The sequence below is a fragment of the Peribacillus sp. NPDC097264 genome, from assembly GCF_050277925.1.
In the GTDB taxonomy this organism is placed as follows: domain Bacteria; phylum Bacillota; class Bacilli; order Bacillales; family DSM-1321; genus Peribacillus.
On sequence record NZ_JBNNSR010000005.1, the window covers coordinates 74,075 to 89,356 of the forward strand.

The window sequence follows — 15,282 nt, forward strand, 5'->3', positions numbered from 1 at the left end:
TCTTGAAATGGATAGTAAGATTTAATCCAATTAACAATAAAAAAATAAAAATCCTCAACCATGCATTTCTGTGCAGGTTTTCCGGAAAGTCGCTTATAATAAGAGGATAAGGGATATGAAAGGGAGTGTTATCATGAAAACATTCAAGACACGTGAAGAAGTAAAACAGGAAGAAACGTGGAATCTTACTGATATTTATAAAAACCAAGATGATTGGGAGAAGGATTTTCAAGAAGTCCTTACTGTAACTGATACATTAAAGGCTTTTGACGGTCATATTCATACAGCTCAAGAGTTGTTTGATTACTTACATTTAAGTGAAGAAATCGGATATACCTATAATAAACTCTATGTGTTTGCCATGCTCCAAGCGGATTTGGATACCCGTGTCACCTCATCTCAGGCACTACTTGACCGAGCAGGTCAGTTAGGCAGAAAGATTAGCAGTGCATCTGCCTTCTTTATGCCATTCTTACTAGGCTTAGATGAAAAAACACTTAAAAGATACATAGCAGAAGTAGAGGGGTTAAAATACTTTGAGGAAGATTTACTTGATTCATACCGTTATAAAGCCCATGTGTTATCGAAGGAACAGGAAGAAGTACTTTCCCAAATAGGTGATGCATTTTCAGCTCCGCAAAAAACTTTCGGGATGATTAACAATGCGGATATTAAATTCGGTGAAGTGACAGATGAAAAAGGTCAAAAAGTAGAGTTGACCCGCGGAATGTATTCAAAATTAATAGAAGATGATGACAGGGAAAAGCGGAAAGAGGCCTATTTGGCTTATTACCAACCTTATCTACAATTAAAAAATACAATAGCTTCCACTCTTTCAACGGCAATAAGAAATAATGTCAACTTATCGAAGCTTCGGAACTATCCATCCGCTTTAGAGAAATCCCTATTCGGGGACAAAGTGCCAAAAGAAGTGTACGATAATCTCATCACGTCCACAAAAGAAAATATCGAACCTATGCATAAATATATCGCTTTGCGCAAAAAGGTATTGGGTGTGGATGAATTGCGTGCATATGACTTAAGCGTGCCACTTGTTGAAGGCGCTAAAGAAGACATTACCTATGATGATGGATTTGCATTAATGATCGATGCGTTGAAGCCATTAGGTGAGGAATATGTAGAAATCCTAAAAAGCTTTAAGGAAAACCGCTATTATGATGTAAGGGAAACACCGGGAAAACGGTCTGGAGCCTATAACTTGGGACTTTACGGTGTGCATCCATTCATATTGCTGAATCACCGTGACGATCTTGACAGTGTGTTTACACTAGCTCATGAGTCCGGTCATGGCATGCATTCGTACTTCAGCTCAAAATATCAACCAAAAATCACAGCTGGTTATTCCATTTTTGTTGCGGAGGTAGCTTCAACCGTAAATGAGATTTTACTGATACGTCATTTACTTAAAACGACCGAGGACCTTCAAAAGAAGAAGCATTTGCTCAATCATTTTATTGATAGCTTTAAAGGAACCTTCTTCACGCAAGTCATGTTTGCTGAATTTGAAAAGATTGTCCATGAAAAGGCGGAAAATGATGAACCTCTTAATGTAGAGGTTTTGAATACAGCTTATGAAGAGATTTTTCGCACGTATAATGGTCCGGAGATCATCTTCAATGAGGAAGTGAAATATGGTTGGTCACGCATCCCTCATTTCTATCGTCCATTTTACGTCTACAAGTATGCTACGGGCTATGTATCTGCCATCACCATTGCGGATAAAATCCTTTCTGGAGACAAAGAGACCCTTGAAAGCTATTTAACGTTCTTGAAAAGCGGCAGCTCGGATTTTCCTTTAGAATTGCTTAAGAAAACCGGAGTGGATTTAACCAAACCGGAACCGATTGAAAATGCGATGAAAATTTTCAGTGATTTGGTTGAACAATTTGCCGAGCTGAACGAGGGCTAATGTACCCATTTCTTCCAAAACAGCCCATGGTACGATGAATGAAAAGATGCTATAGTAAGATTATTGGCAAAAGAGAGGCCCAATCTTCATTGATTGGGTCTTATTCCGTATGTTGAGAGAGTATACACTTTTTTGTGGCCGAATTTTACAAACAAAAGTATTTTAGTATAGCTTTCTTTTTCATTCATTAGCATAAATTGTGAGGGAACGTGAACAATGAATTCAACGGTAAATTATATAAAAGAATGGCAACAGGCCCTTCAACTTGAAATTCTGCATCTAAAGAAATACGGAAGTACAAAATATTTAGTTTCAAATGGCCATCTCCTTTCAAGTGATGGCTCATTCACCTATTTCTTCGAAACGGGCTCTTCAGTGAAAATTCCGGTCGGGTCGATTGTACGGCTGGAATGGGGAGGAATCAAACAGGATGGGAGAGTTTTATCGTCAGAAGGAAAAAGCATCATCCTTTCCTTTGAACGGTCATTGGGTGATTTAATAGGGGAAGCATTTCTATACCACGATCCTTGGGAACTTTTAGAGCAACTAATCACAAGGTTAGATGAAGTTAAGAGAAGTAAGAAAAAGAGGCTGAGGATTAAGCGTCTTATGGATCCTTCCATGCCACAAAAACATCCTTCCAGCGAGAAACAAAGTAGTGTGAGGGAATTGTATGCACGCTCAAAGTTCAATCCAGTCACATTTGTCTGGGGCCCACCCGGGACTGGAAAGACCTATACATTGGCTCGTACGGCTGCCAACCATTATTTTCAAGGTAAAAAGATACTCGTCCTGTCTCATAGTAATCAAGCTGTTGATGTTTTGATGGCCGAAATTTCTTCATTCATAAAAAGGAAAGAACGTTTTCACGAAGGGGACGTCCTTCGATATGGGTCACAAATCGGTGAATCCTTAGCAATTCATGAAGATATTGTAACGGGGCAATTACTAGGGAAGCATGAACCGGACTTATTAGCGGATAAAGAGAAACTTGTAGGAGAAAAACGTTTATTGAAACAGGATTTAGCAGGTTCATTCAGTAAAAGGGACACCGACGAATTGCTTGAATTAGAAAAGAAATTGGCGCGGGTTTTGGAGAAAATCCGTCAAAAAGAGATAGAATTCCTAAAAGAAGCTAAAATAATCGGGACGACCCTGGCAAAAGCCGCTAAAGATGAAACGTTATACACTAGGGAGTATGACTTGATCATTTTGGATGAAGCCAGCATGGCATACGTACCGCAAGTAGCATTTGCTGCGGCTTTATCTAAACACATTTTAGTTTCAGGTGATTTCAAACAGCTTCCACCGATCGCAGCAGCCCGTGATTCCTTAGTGAAACTTTGGTTGAAAGAGGATATATTCCATAGGGCTGGAGTGGCGCAATCAGTTGAAGAAGGGACGCTTCATCCACATTTATTCCTTTTAAAAGAACAGCGCCGTATGCATCCAGAGATTTCGGCCTTTACAAACCGTGTTGTCTACAACAATTTTGTGGGAGATCATGAAAGTGTTTCGATGAGCAGAGAAAGTATCAGGGCTGCGGAACCGTTTGCCAACAAGGCTTCTGTTCTTCTTGATACGAGCTGTTCTGGTGAATATTGCATGGCGGAGCGTACTTCCCACTCAAGGATGAATCTTTGGCAATTATTATTATCATTTCAGCTGATTCATGAAGCATATGTTGATGGTGCTAAATCGATTGGTTATGTGGCACCATATCGGGCACAGGCTGAATGGATGGAAAAGCTATTGGATGATCTGTACCGGAACGAACGGCAAACCACTGATATTATTGCCGCAACTGTCCATCGTTTTCAGGGCAGTGAACGTGATGTAATGGTTTTTGATACGGTAGATAGCTATCCACAGGATCGAGCTGGGATGTTATTGACAGGAAGAGAAAGTGAACGGCTCATTAATGTGGCAATAACGCGGACAAAAGGTAAATTTCTGCATGTGTGCGATACTTCTTTTATAAATAAACATGTATATCGTAGTAAAACGCTTCGACAACTTGTGGACCATCAAACGCATAACGGTCAGGTGATTCCAAGGAAAGACATTGGGAAATGGGTGAAACACCAACATTCCAGATTGCAGTGGATGCATGCACGAAAACTGGAAAAAGTCTTGGAGGATCTGGGTAATACCAACCATGAGATGATTATGGCAATCCCTGATGCAAACTTGCTGTCAGATGATTGGAAGCAGATTTTGTTGAAAAGAAACCCCAAGGTGAAGTTGACAATCATATCCGGAAAGAGAAATTCGGATATCCCTTTACATTCCTTTATAAGTTTGCCGGTTTCCTTCTCGTTTATCATCTTCGATAAACGCTTTGTCTGGCTGGGAGTCCCTATTGAGACAAATAATCGAATTCAGCCACCGTTTATATCCGCTCGACTGGATTCGTCAATCATCGCCATGGAACTTTCCTCTCAATTTAAAAGAAATGAATAATTTGACGAAAAGACCCTGATTGGGTCTTTTTTTGTGAATATTTTATAGTTCAACTCGTTAAAATATATGAATAAGTAATTATTTTTGACCAAAAATCATTCATTATCCAATAGATAACCTCGCTAGAATATCGTTATCACACTTTCATCCTGAAATTTGTTCCAATCCTTATCGTCTTAGTTAAGGAATTCAACGTATAAGCCAATTAGGCGACAATTTTCTACCAATGATTTACGATGAAGTATAAAGAGAACATGAAAGGAAGGAAGAAATGAAGCTTAGTATTTTAGATCAATCGCCCATTTCATCTGGCCAAACGGCACAACAAGCTTTACATGATTCACTACTTCTAGCGCAGGAAGGTGATAGACTGGGATACAACAGAATTTGGTTGACGGAACATCACGATTTACCAGGTTTGGCCTGTGCTACACCCGAGGTGATGCTTAGTTACATTGGTACTCAAACGAAGAACATTAGAATTGGGGCAGGTGCTGTTTTACTGCCACATTATAAGCCATATCGAGTGGCTGAAACATTCAACATGCTGGCCACACTTTTTCCAGGTCGGGTCGATCTTGGGATTGGACGTGCCCCAGGTGGTTCTGCAGAAGCAACGATGGCACTGTCAGATAATTATTTGCAAAATGTCTACAAAATGCCAGAGCTAGTACAGGAATTGCTACATTTTCTGAGAGGGGATTTTCCGGAGAATCACCAGTTTTCTAATGTTGCGGCTGCACCTGTCCCAGAGACTTTACCGGAACCATGGATTCTTGGCACAAGTGAAAAAAGTGCGAAGCTTGCTGCGGAGAATGGTGTTGCGTACGCATTCGGCGAGTTCATGAGCCAAAATGATGGTGTGAAAAGTTTACAGCATTATCGCAGCCACTTTCAACCAAAAGGGAACCTTTTGTCCCCGAAAACAATCTTAACGGTATCTGTAATTTGTGCAGAAGATGAACAAAAAGCAAAAGAAATTGCATTGAGCAATACTTTATGGAGAATTCAAAGCGATAAAGGGGAAAGAAGTATGGTTCCTAGTATAGAAGAGGCTAGCGAATATGTATGGACGGATAGGGAAAAAGAATGGAAGAGGAAAATAGATGAAAAGATGATTGTTGGTTCTCCATCACAAGTCAAGCGTCGCCTTTTGGACCTAAAGGAGCAATATCAAGCGGATGAAATCATGATTATCACGATCACACATCTATTGGAAGACCGCTTGAACTCGTTCCGTTTGATTGCCAAGGAGCTTTTTGGAAAGTAAGTATAAGCAATTCATGTGCAATTTCCCTGCATTTTCTATATGATGGCTTTGCGACCATTCATTTTAAAAAGAGAAAGAAGTTGAATATATGAATTATGACACATCAACAAAAAAACTGAGTGATATTTCTTTTTCCGTATTGGACTTAGCCTCCATTATTGAAGGCGGTACAGTATCTGCAGCATTTCATAATACCGTAAACTTAGCCCAGCACGCAGAAGAATGGGGATATCGCCGCTTCTGGGTGGCTGAGCATCATAGCATGCCCGGCATCGCAAGCTCTGCGACTTCCGTGCTAATCGGCCATGTCGCTGGCAAGACGGAGAGAATCCGGGTCGGTTCAGGGGGGATCATGCTTCCGAACCATGCTCCTCTTGTTATTGCGGAACAGTTTGGTACACTTGAGGCGATGTATCCGGGCAGAATAGATTTGGGTCTAGGAAGAGCTCCAGGAAGCGATCAGTATACTGCTATGGCTCTTCGCGGTGATGTCCGTAATAATGGACAGGATTTTCCGGAACAGTTGGAACAGCTTCGCAGCTATCTAAGTGCCGATTCCAAACATAATCGGGTCCGGGCTATACCTGGGGAAGGACAGGATATCCCTATTTGGTTACTCGGTTCAAGCGGATTCAGTGCAGCGCTATCGGCAAAACTTGGTCTGCCTTTCTCATTTGCCAGTCACTTTTCACCCGAAAACACTAAACCGGCATTAGCGCGATATCGGAATAATTTCCAACCTTCCGATGTACTTGATAAACCACATGCGATGGTAGGCATCAATGTATTTGCGGCAGACACTACTGAAGAAGCACACAAAATTGCGACCTCTTATCAACAACAATTCTTAAATTTAATTCGGAATACCCCTGGCCAAATGGCGCCGCCGGTCGATTCGATGGAGGGGCTCTGGACCGAATACGAAAAAGCGATCGTCATGAAGCAATTGAACGCATCGATCATCGGGAATCCGGAACAAGTCAAGGAACAATTACAGGCTTTCCTTGATGAAACACAGGCGGATGAAATGATTATAAACTCGGCGATTTATGATCACGGAGCTCGACTTCGTTCTTATGAAATCGTTGCCGAGGTCACTGGAATGAAATGAGGGTTAAAAGAGCTTGCAGAAACACTGCAAGCTCTTTTTTAAAACTGGAAACGAGATATCTTTATTCACTAAAACTGAAGGAGCAAAACATGACCCAGGAAGTTCCAATATCATTATTGTTTCATTTTACAGATAAATATGGACATAAAAAGCCCATGTATTTTAATAAGCCGAAAAAGATTCTGATTGCCCATTCGATTGAAGAAGTGTTAATCAAATTCGATGAAGTACAGAAAGCGATTGATGAAGGATATTATGTAGCAGGTTATGTTTCTTATGAAGCCGCCCCAGCCTTTAATAACTGTTTGAAAGTAAAAGAGGGTGGAAACATGCCTTTATTATGGTTTGGGATTTTTGAAAGTCCGGGAGAATTCATAGAAGAAACGTTGGGTGCCTTTCATATGGCCGATTGGGATTCCGAAACCGATTCTAAATCCTATCATGCTGGATTTCAAAGGATTAAAGAAGAGATAGAGAGAGGTAACAGCTATCAGGTGAATTACACAATGCGGTTACGATCGAAGTTTGAAGGGGATGACTATGCATTTTATAATCGCCTTGTAAGAGCTCAACGTTCCAACTATAGTGCTTATTTAAATCTGGGAACATATCGGATTCTTTCCGCTTCTCCAGAGTTATTCTTTCGATGGGAAGATGGACAATTAATCACCCGTCCCATGAAGGGGACAGTAAAGCGGGCTGGAAATAGAGAGAGAGATTTGGAGAATGCCAAATGGTTAGCCAATTCCGAAAAAAATCAAGCCGAAAATTTAATGATTGTCGATTTGCTTAGAAATGACATGGGGATGGTATCGGAAAAAGGGACTGTTAAGGTATCTAAGCTTAAGGAAATCGAAAAATATCCGACAGTTTGGCAAATGACATCGACAATCACTGCAAGTACGAAGCCGGAAACGACTATTATTGATTTATTCAAGGCACTTTTCCCATGTGGATCGATAACGGGTGCACCGAAAATTAAAACAATGGAAATCATCGCTGAACTTGAGAATTCACCGCGTGAAATATATTGTGGCGCCATTGGCTACATCAATCCTAATCGGGAAGCAGTTTTCAATGTACCGATACGGACAGTAGTAATTGATAAGGAAACTGGTCAGGCTGCATATGGAGTCGGAGGGGGAATCACTTGGGACTCGGCTTCTTTGGAAGAATACGAGGAAGCCTTCTTGAAAGCAAAACTATTGACGGAAGAGCACCCTGCTTACCAGCTTTTAGAGTCAATCAGGCTTGAGAATGGCGAATATTCTTTATTGGAGGAACATATTGAAAGAGTGATGCAATCTGCAGATTATTTTGGCTTCAGGCTCCCTGAAAAGACGCTTAGAAATCAACTGATAGAATACGCCTCCATACATACCGACACGTTAGAAAAGATTCGTGTGCTAGTTTCGGAAAATGGGGAAATTAGTGTCTCTGGGCAAATAATTGATGGGGTAAATCCGGAAATATCAGTTATCGTAGCCGAAAGTCCGATTCATAGTGAAAATCCTTTTCTTCATCATAAAACTACGAATCGAGGCGTTTATGATGAATTTAAAAGAAGGTATCCTGACTTTCATGACGTATTGCTCTGGAATGAAAAAGGGGATGTCACGGAGTTCACGAACGGAAACATTGTCGTGAAAATCAATGGGGAACTCATCACTCCCCCTTTGGAATCAGGCTTGCTTGCAGGAACTTTTCGTCGAGAACTATTAAAGAGGAAAGAAATCCAGGAAAGGGTCATAAAAAAGGAAGAATTGGTTACTGCTGAGGAAATTTGGTTTATTAATAGTGTAAGAGGAAGGATTAAGGTTCAGCTTACCAATCAATAAAAACTCTATAACATTCATTATTTGGAGGGGTGTCATGAAAGAACATACAGTTGCGGGACTGATAAAAAAAGAATGGAAGGAAAATCCATTACTTAAACAACTAATGGACACTGAAGAAACTTTCTGGTTAAATCCGAACTACACAAGCATGTTTGATCATCCAATTGTTCAAGCAGCAAAGGTGAAAGAGGCAGAAGAAAGATTGAATAGGTTTGCTCCGTATATTGCCATAGCCTTTCCGGAAACAAAACCCATGAATGGAATCATTGAATCTCCATTAGTCGAAATAGCTTCCATGAAGAGTCGAATGGAAAAAATCTATGAAATTGCCATCCCAGGTAAACTACTGCTTAAGTGTGACAGTCATTTACCGATCTCCGGTTCCATCAAGGCTCGAGGTGGCATATATGAGGTATTAAAACGGGCGGAAGAAATAGCGATGAAAGATGGGGGGTTTAAAGAAACCGATAACTATGAATTATTGGCCAGTGATGAATATAAAGAGTTATTTTCACACTATTCCATTGCTGTCGGGTCGACAGGGAATCTAGGTTTAAGCATTGGGATAATAAGTGCCCACCTTGGGTTTAAGGTAACCGTTCATATGTCAGCTGATGCCAAGCGGTGGAAAAAGGATAAACTCAGGTCGCTCGGTGTCATCGTAAAGGAATATGAAGAGGACTACAGTAAAGCCGTTGAGGAGGGGCGCAGACAGGCCTCTCTCGATCCCAGTTGTCATTTTATTGATGATGAAAATTCAGTCGATTTACTTTTTGGTTATGCAACGGCCGCAACACGGCTAAAAGAGCAATTGAATGAAAAGTCGATTATAGTTGACGAAGAACATCCTCTGTTCGTGTACTTACCTTGTGGTGTGGGTGGAGGCCCAGGAGGGATAACGTATGGGCTTAAACTGGCCTTTCAAAAAAATGTTCATTGCTTTTTCGCAGAGCCAACCCATTCACCATGTATGACGCTCGGGTTGGCAACAGGACTTCATGAAAAAGTTTCCGTGCAGGATTTTGGGGTGGATAATAAAACGGAAGCAGATGGCCTGGCAGTCGGTAGACCCTCCAAGTTGGTTTCGAATATGATGGACTCTATGTTGAGTGGAAGTTTCACGATTGGGGACGAAAGATTATTTGACTTCCTTCGAATGATGGCTAAAACGGAAGCTTATTATTTAGAGCCATCAGCCCTGGCAGGAGCATATGGACCGGTTCAAATATTCAGTAGGGAAGAAGGAGAAAAGTATATCATTAAGGAAGGATTGACAGGAAGGTTAAATCAGTCCACGCACATCATATGGGCTACAGGGGGAAGTATGGTCCCGAAAGAAATGATGGAAAGATACTTAACAAGAATGTAACAAAAAAAGAAGTTCAGTAACCATTCTGAACTTCTTTTTTTGTGTCGAATCCCCATGAAACCAGCAATAGTTGAATGGCTTTTTCCAGTTCCTTCTCAGGAATTCCTGCAAAACCAAGAATGATTTTGGGTGGACTTTCTTTCTTATGTTGAATGCTATAGGAAGATAGTCCGTAAATCTTAATATTAGCATTTGAAGCTCTTAGGATAAGATCCTCTTCATTCATACCATTTTTAACGATGAGGACGATGTGAAGTCCTGATCGCTCGCCAATTATCGTTATCTGCTGATGATGGGGTTTAAATAGTTCCAAAACCTTTTCCAACTTTCTACGATAAACTTTTCTCATTCGGTTTAAATGTTTCTCGAAATCTCCTTCTCTCATAAACTGTGTCAAAATATGTTGATCGATTCGGGAGACAGTTGAATGGTAAAAAGATAATTCCTCTTTATGTTTTTCTAGTAAAGCGAGAGGCAAAACCATATAGCTGACCCTAATAGAAGGAATCAATGATTTAGAAAATGATCCTAAATAAATCACTTTATCACCAGCATCCAAACTTTGTAGAGAGGGAATCGTTTTTCCACTATAACGAAATTCACTATCATAATCGTCTTCAATGATATAGCGGTTTTCCGTCTCTTGAGCCCAGTTCAACAAGCGACTACGTCGGTTAACGGACAAAACCGTTCCATAGGGAAAGTGATGAGAAGGGGTTATATAAAGGACGTCAATATTGGATTGATCGATTCTATCCACCTTCACGCCTTCTTCATCCACTTCTAGTGGATACACATCATTTGGATAGCCTTTCAGAAGCCGCAAAATTAAATGGTATCCGGGGTCTTCGACACCATATACTGTTTTTTTATCAAACAGTAGTATCAGCTGTTGCAGTATAATCTCCAGCCCTGCACCGATAATGATTTGCTCGGGCACACACCGGACTCCGCGAGAATGGTACAGGTAATGGGCAATTTCACAACGTAACTCATATTCGCCTTGAGGGTCTCCTAGTAAAAGGAGTTCTTGATTTGATATGTCTATAGTGTTTTTTGTATATTTACGCCATTTTTCAAAAGGAAAGTTTTCTGTATCTATCTGGCTGGGGTGAAAATGAAACAGGAAATCATTCTTGTTATTGACCGTCTTTTCGACTGGGGCATTCACAGGTTGTGTGTATTCCAAATCCTCGGAAGTTTGAATGTAATACCCTTTTCGTGGGATGACTTCAACATAGCCTTCAGCACATAATTGCTCATATGCTGTCTCGACAGTATTTTGACTGATGTGGAGAAATTCGGCTAGTTTCCGTTTTGAAGGCAACTTTGTACCAAAAGGGAGCCGCCCATTTACAATTTCCGTTTTTATGTGTGAATATAACTGTTCATATAATGGCACTTCATCCATACGGTTTAAATTACATGCTAGCATATCCATTTTTTTACCGCCCTTTTCGTGGTTTCTATCTGACCCTATCATTTTCATTAAAACTGACACTTTCAATGTGGTCAACTATTTCTTATACTAATGAACAAATCTTAATTATGCAAATATTAGGGGGAAGAAGAATGGAAAAGCTTGTAGGAACCGATACAGTTAAAAGAGGAATGGCGCAGATGCAAAAGGGTGGCGTAATCATGGATGTCATAAATGCAGAGCAAGCAAGAATTGCTGAAGCGGCGGGGGCGGTGGCTGTCATGGCTCTTGAGAGGGTACCATCAGATATTCGTGCTGCAGGCGGTGTGGCAAGGATGGCCGACCCAAGGATCGTGGAGGAAGTGATGAAAGCTGTTTCGATCCCAGTGATGGCTAAAGCAAGGATCGGTCATATTGTGGAAGCGAGAATCTTGGAATCCATGGGAGTGGATTACATTGATGAAAGTGAAGTACTGACTCCGGCCGATGAAGAATATCATATTTTGAAAAGCGATTATATAGTACCTTTTGTATGTGGTTGCCGGGATTTAGGGGAAGCCTCCCGACGTATCGGCGAAGGGGCCTCGATGCTTCGGACGAAGGGAGAACCTGGGACAGGGAACATTGTGGAAGCTGTACGGCATATGAGAAAAGTTCAATCTCAAATTCGTAAAGTATGCATGCTGAGCGAGGATGAATTAATGACTGAAGCAAAAAGTATTGGTGCTTCTTATGAAGTTCTGAAGGAAATCCGGCGCACAGGGAAATTACCTGTAGTAAACTTTGCAGCAGGTGGAATTGCGACTCCTGCAGATGCCGCCCTGATGATGGAACTTGGGGCAGACGGTGTATTTGTGGGCTCAGGAATCTTCAAATCGGAAAATCCCGATAAATTCGCTGCTGCCATCGTACAAGCAACTACATACTTCACCGATTATGATTTAATAGGCAAGTTGTCTAAAGAATTGGGAAGCGCGATGAAAGGAATTGATATTTCTAAGTTGGCCCCAGCTGAGAGAATGCAGGAGCGTGGATGGTAAACATGGTAACCATAGGTGTTTTAGGTTTGCAGGGTGCTGTAGATGAACATATGAACCAAATCAAGGAAGCCGGTGAGCATGCGATATTAGTTAAGAACCCAGAACAGTTAAAGGATATCGATGGCCTAATCATTCCGGGTGGAGAAAGCACCACTATGAGAAAACTAATGGACCATTATGGTTTCATGGAGCCGATTACGGCATTTTTCGAACAAAAAAAACCGATTTTCGGTACTTGCGCAGGGATGGTATTAGTGGCAAAGGAAATGGTTAGTTTGGAACATCCCCATCTTGGTTTTATCAATATTACAGTGAATAGAAATGGTTTTGGTCGTCAGAGGGAAAGTTTTCAAGCACCCCTTATAGTTAAAGGAATGGAAGAACCTTTCATGGGTGTCTTTATCAGAGCACCTTTTGCCGTTGGCGTAGGTGAAGATGTGGAGATATTAGCAAATTATGACGGGAAAGTAGTGGCGGCTAGACAAGAACAGGTTCTTGTCAGTTCGTTTCATCCAGAACTGACCGGTGATCAACGATTTATACAACTTTTTTTAAAAATGGTGAAAGACTCAATCAATAGAGTTGAAAAGCTCTAAAAATCCTGCCCTAACGGGGCAGGATTTTTAGTCAATGGCATAATACGATTCTTATTAGTGTTTCAAAAATATAAATTCCAATTAAGTTACTTGACTTTTATTTTTCTGATAATTAAGATAATTAATTGAAGTTGCTTAACTGGAAAGGACCCAGATCCTTTGCAGATTTTACATACAGGAGGAATAGATATGAGCGAAATTATAATTTTATCAGGCAGCCCTGCTATACCATCAAGAACAGATATTTCATTAAAATATATCCAAACGTTGGTGGAAAAAGAAGGATTTACAACGAACTATCATTCTATTACCGAGTTTTCTGCAAACGACTTATTCCAAGGTCGTTATGATAGCGAGGATATTCTAAGACTTTCAGAAAAGATTAAGCAAGCTAATGGTATCATTATTGGTTCACCTGTCTATAAGGCATCTTATACAGGAGTGTTGAAAGCTCTAATTGATTTATTACCCGAGGGCGCGTTTAAGGATAAGCCAGTTTTGCCCATAATGGTTGGGGGAAGCAACAGGCATTTATTGGCTATAGATTATGCGCTGAAACCTCTTATATCAATATTAAAAGGGGAACCGATGCAGGGGTTATACTTTGTGGATAAAGAAATCGATAAGCAGAATCCAAAACATCCGATTAAGGAAGTGGAATTACTTGATCGTACAAAGAGTCAAGTAAAGGAATTTGTAGAAGCCATACAAAAAAGAAGAAATTGATGATTTCTTCTTTTTATCTTGACCCTTCCCATCAACGAGTTAAGTTATAGGCTACTTTAAAGGTTTATTCAAGCTTGTTCAGGATGAATGAACCTTTTTTACTGGCTTAACAAATCACTGTAACAAACTTGAACTATTTGTGTATAATAATTGAAGTTAAACCAAAATATTAAACCAAGTTAATTTATATGAAAACTCCATTGACAATGATTTGATATGTGTTAATATTTAAAATAATAAAACTTATCAAGAGCGACGGAGGGATTTGGCCCTTTGAAGTCCAGCAACCTGCATCATGAATGCAAGGTGCTACATCCAACAAAATGTCATCATTTTGGAAGATAAGGTAAATAAGATTACCTTATCAATCTTTCCATCTTGGCATGGAAGGATTTTTCTGATTGATTTTATTAATTTGGGGGAATTCATTTACAAGCTGATCATCTTACGACAAGCTAGTCGACGAGTTTTCTTAAAGGAGGAATAGCCTTGGAAAAGGAAAATCAGCTGGGGGAAATATTTGAAAGGCTGCAAGAAATGCTAAAAACTATGAAATATGGATCCATAACCCTTATCGTTCAGGACGGTAAGGTTATACAAATGGAAAGAAACGAAAAATTGAGAATTAAATAAATGGACTGCTGACTAGAAAACTAGAGGTGGATTTAGCTGATATAAATAGGAAACTATTGGTTAAAGCCGCCTTTTTCATTATAAGAAATGGTGTTTCAAAGGCTTTCAAAGATATCTGCTGTACCATAGGGTGATTCTTAAAAGGGGGTATAGAGTTGGCAGAGCTAGTGGACTATGAAAATATTGATACAGCGACATTACCTTCGTTCCCGGAAGATAGCGATACAAAAGGCGCGTTAGAAGTATTGGAATGGGCAAATTCAGAGTACGGAGATAAACTCATTTATGCCTGTAGTTTTGGGATTGAAGGAATTGTACTGACAGATTTGCTGGCAAAGGTTAATCCTTCCGCCAAAATCGTATTCTTGGATACGGATGTTCATTTCGCTGAGACTTACCAATTAATCGAACAAGTGAAAAATCGTTACCCACGGCTTTCCATTGTAATGAAGAAACCGGAAATGACATTGGAAGAACAAGCCGCTGAATTTGGTGATGAATTATGGCTTCATGACTCAAATCAATGCTGTAACATCCGCAAAATTACGCCGCTCACTGAAGTATTATCAACAGCGACGGCTTGGCTCTCGGGACTGCGCAGGGAGCAATCGGAAACCCGTGCATTGACTGAATATATAAACAAGGACAACAAATTCAAATCTATCAAAATTTGTCCGCTCATTCATTGGACATGGAAAGATGTATGGCGTTATGCGCATAAAAATGGCTTACCATATAATGTGCTTCATGATAATGGATATCCAAGTATTGGCTGTAAAACATGTACAGCACCTGCCATTAATGCTGATGATCTTCGTTCAGGACGATGGCAAGGTGCCCAAAAAACAGAATGCGGATTACATTTATCATAATTATAAAAAATTCA

12 protein-coding genes and 1 riboswitch are annotated in these 15,282 nt (G+C 40.3%); of the genes, 11 read left to right on the forward strand and 1 reads right to left on the reverse strand.

Translation table 11 applies throughout. The features are described 5' to 3' along the window. Window positions 1-133 precede the first annotated feature (133 nt). The 6 genes from pepF (at window position 134) to ACQKL0_RS09230 (ending at window position 9,981) form a co-directional block, all read left to right on the forward strand. Complete coding sequence (pepF, locus tag ACQKL0_RS09205; RefSeq protein ID WP_407406899.1) at window positions 134-1,930, forward strand: oligoendopeptidase F; 1,797 nt, start codon at window positions 134-136, stop codon at window positions 1,928-1,930. Between the two features lie 216 nt (window positions 1,931-2,146). Beyond that, entirely contained in the window at window positions 2,147-4,393 is a 2,247-nt protein-coding gene (locus ACQKL0_RS09210; RefSeq protein ID WP_427687094.1) for an AAA domain-containing protein, read from the forward strand. 271 nt (window positions 4,394-4,664) lie between these two features. After that, on the forward strand, window positions 4,665-5,663 hold the full coding sequence (locus tag ACQKL0_RS09215) for an LLM class flavin-dependent oxidoreductase (protein ID WP_427687096.1): 999 nt from the start codon (window positions 4,665-4,667) through the stop codon (window positions 5,661-5,663). A gap of 88 nt (window positions 5,664-5,751) precedes the next feature. Continuing rightward, window positions 5,752-6,774, forward strand: coding sequence for an LLM class flavin-dependent oxidoreductase (locus tag ACQKL0_RS09220; protein WP_427687098.1), 1,023 nt, complete (start codon window positions 5,752-5,754; stop codon window positions 6,772-6,774). Between the two features lie 89 nt (window positions 6,775-6,863). Next, a complete protein-coding gene (pabB, locus tag ACQKL0_RS09225; protein WP_427687100.1) occupies window positions 6,864-8,612 on the forward strand; it encodes an aminodeoxychorismate synthase component I in 1,749 nt (582 codons plus the stop codon). Between the two features lie 34 nt (window positions 8,613-8,646). Continuing rightward, window positions 8,647-9,981 (forward strand): D-serine ammonia-lyase, encoded by a 1,335-nt coding sequence (locus ACQKL0_RS09230; RefSeq protein WP_427687102.1) that lies wholly within the window; start codon window positions 8,647-8,649, stop codon window positions 9,979-9,981. 13 nt (window positions 9,982-9,994) lie between these two features. Here the strand turns inward: ACQKL0_RS09230 and ACQKL0_RS09235 are convergent, their stop codons facing one another. After that, entirely contained in the window at window positions 9,995-11,422 is a 1,428-nt protein-coding gene (locus tag ACQKL0_RS09235; protein ID WP_427687104.1) for a PLP-dependent aminotransferase family protein, read from the reverse strand. A gap of 131 nt (window positions 11,423-11,553) precedes the next feature. Between ACQKL0_RS09235 and pdxS the strand changes: the two genes are divergently transcribed. From pdxS to ACQKL0_RS09260, 5 genes are all read left to right on the forward strand, one after another. Next, window positions 11,554-12,441, forward strand: a complete 888-nt coding sequence (gene pdxS, locus ACQKL0_RS09240) for a pyridoxal 5'-phosphate synthase subunit PdxS (protein WP_427687106.1) — start codon at window positions 11,554-11,556, stop codon at window positions 12,439-12,441. A gap of 2 nt (window positions 12,442-12,443) precedes the next feature. Beyond that, window positions 12,444-13,037: a pyridoxal 5'-phosphate synthase glutaminase subunit PdxT gene (pdxT, locus tag ACQKL0_RS09245; protein ID WP_427687108.1), complete on the forward strand. Its 594-nt coding sequence runs from the start codon at window positions 12,444-12,446 to the stop codon at window positions 13,035-13,037. A gap of 189 nt (window positions 13,038-13,226) precedes the next feature. Further along, the gene (gene ssuE / locus ACQKL0_RS09250) at window positions 13,227-13,763 is read left to right on the forward strand and encodes an NADPH-dependent FMN reductase (protein ID WP_427687110.1); all 537 of its coding nucleotides are present in this window, start codon (window positions 13,227-13,229) and stop codon (window positions 13,761-13,763) included. A gap of 240 nt (window positions 13,764-14,003) precedes the next feature. After that, window positions 14,004-14,111: riboswitch (SAM riboswitch) on the forward strand. A 168-nt stretch (window positions 14,112-14,279) separates the two neighbouring features. Then, on the forward strand, window positions 14,280-14,396 hold the full coding sequence (locus tag ACQKL0_RS09255; RefSeq protein ID WP_402873240.1) for a YezD family protein: 117 nt from the start codon (window positions 14,280-14,282) through the stop codon (window positions 14,394-14,396). A gap of 167 nt (window positions 14,397-14,563) precedes the next feature. Beyond that, entirely contained in the window at window positions 14,564-15,268 is a 705-nt protein-coding gene (locus tag ACQKL0_RS09260) for a phosphoadenylyl-sulfate reductase (protein ID WP_402873237.1), read from the forward strand. Window positions 15,269-15,282 lie beyond the last annotated feature (14 nt).

Excerpts from the sequence above, each read along its gene's own strand:
- pdxT (WP_427687108.1), top strand. The coding sequence starts at position 12,444 with ATGGTAACCATAGGTGTTTTAGGTTTGCAGGGTGCTGTAGATGAACAT.
- pdxS (WP_427687106.1), top strand. The coding sequence starts at position 11,554 with ATGGAAAAGCTTGTAGGAACCGATACAGTTAAAAGAGGAATGGCGCAG.
- ACQKL0_RS09220 (WP_427687098.1), top strand. The coding sequence starts at position 5,752 with ATGAATTATGACACATCAACAAAAAAACTGAGTGATATTTCTTTTTCC.
- pepF (WP_407406899.1), top strand. The coding sequence starts at position 134 with ATGAAAACATTCAAGACACGTGAAGAAGTAAAACAGGAAGAAACGTGG.
- ACQKL0_RS09230 (WP_427687102.1), top strand. The coding sequence starts at position 8,647 with ATGAAAGAACATACAGTTGCGGGACTGATAAAAAAAGAATGGAAGGAA.
- ACQKL0_RS09210 (WP_427687094.1), top strand. The coding sequence starts at position 2,147 with ATGAATTCAACGGTAAATTATATAAAAGAATGGCAACAGGCCCTTCAA.
- pabB (WP_427687100.1), top strand. The coding sequence starts at position 6,864 with ATGACCCAGGAAGTTCCAATATCATTATTGTTTCATTTTACAGATAAA.
- ssuE (WP_427687110.1), top strand. The coding sequence starts at position 13,227 with ATGAGCGAAATTATAATTTTATCAGGCAGCCCTGCTATACCATCAAGA.
- ACQKL0_RS09215 (WP_427687096.1), top strand. The coding sequence starts at position 4,665 with ATGAAGCTTAGTATTTTAGATCAATCGCCCATTTCATCTGGCCAAACG.
- ACQKL0_RS09235 (WP_427687104.1), bottom strand. The coding sequence starts at position 11,422 with ATGGATATGCTAGCATGTAATTTAAACCGTATGGATGAAGTGCCATTA.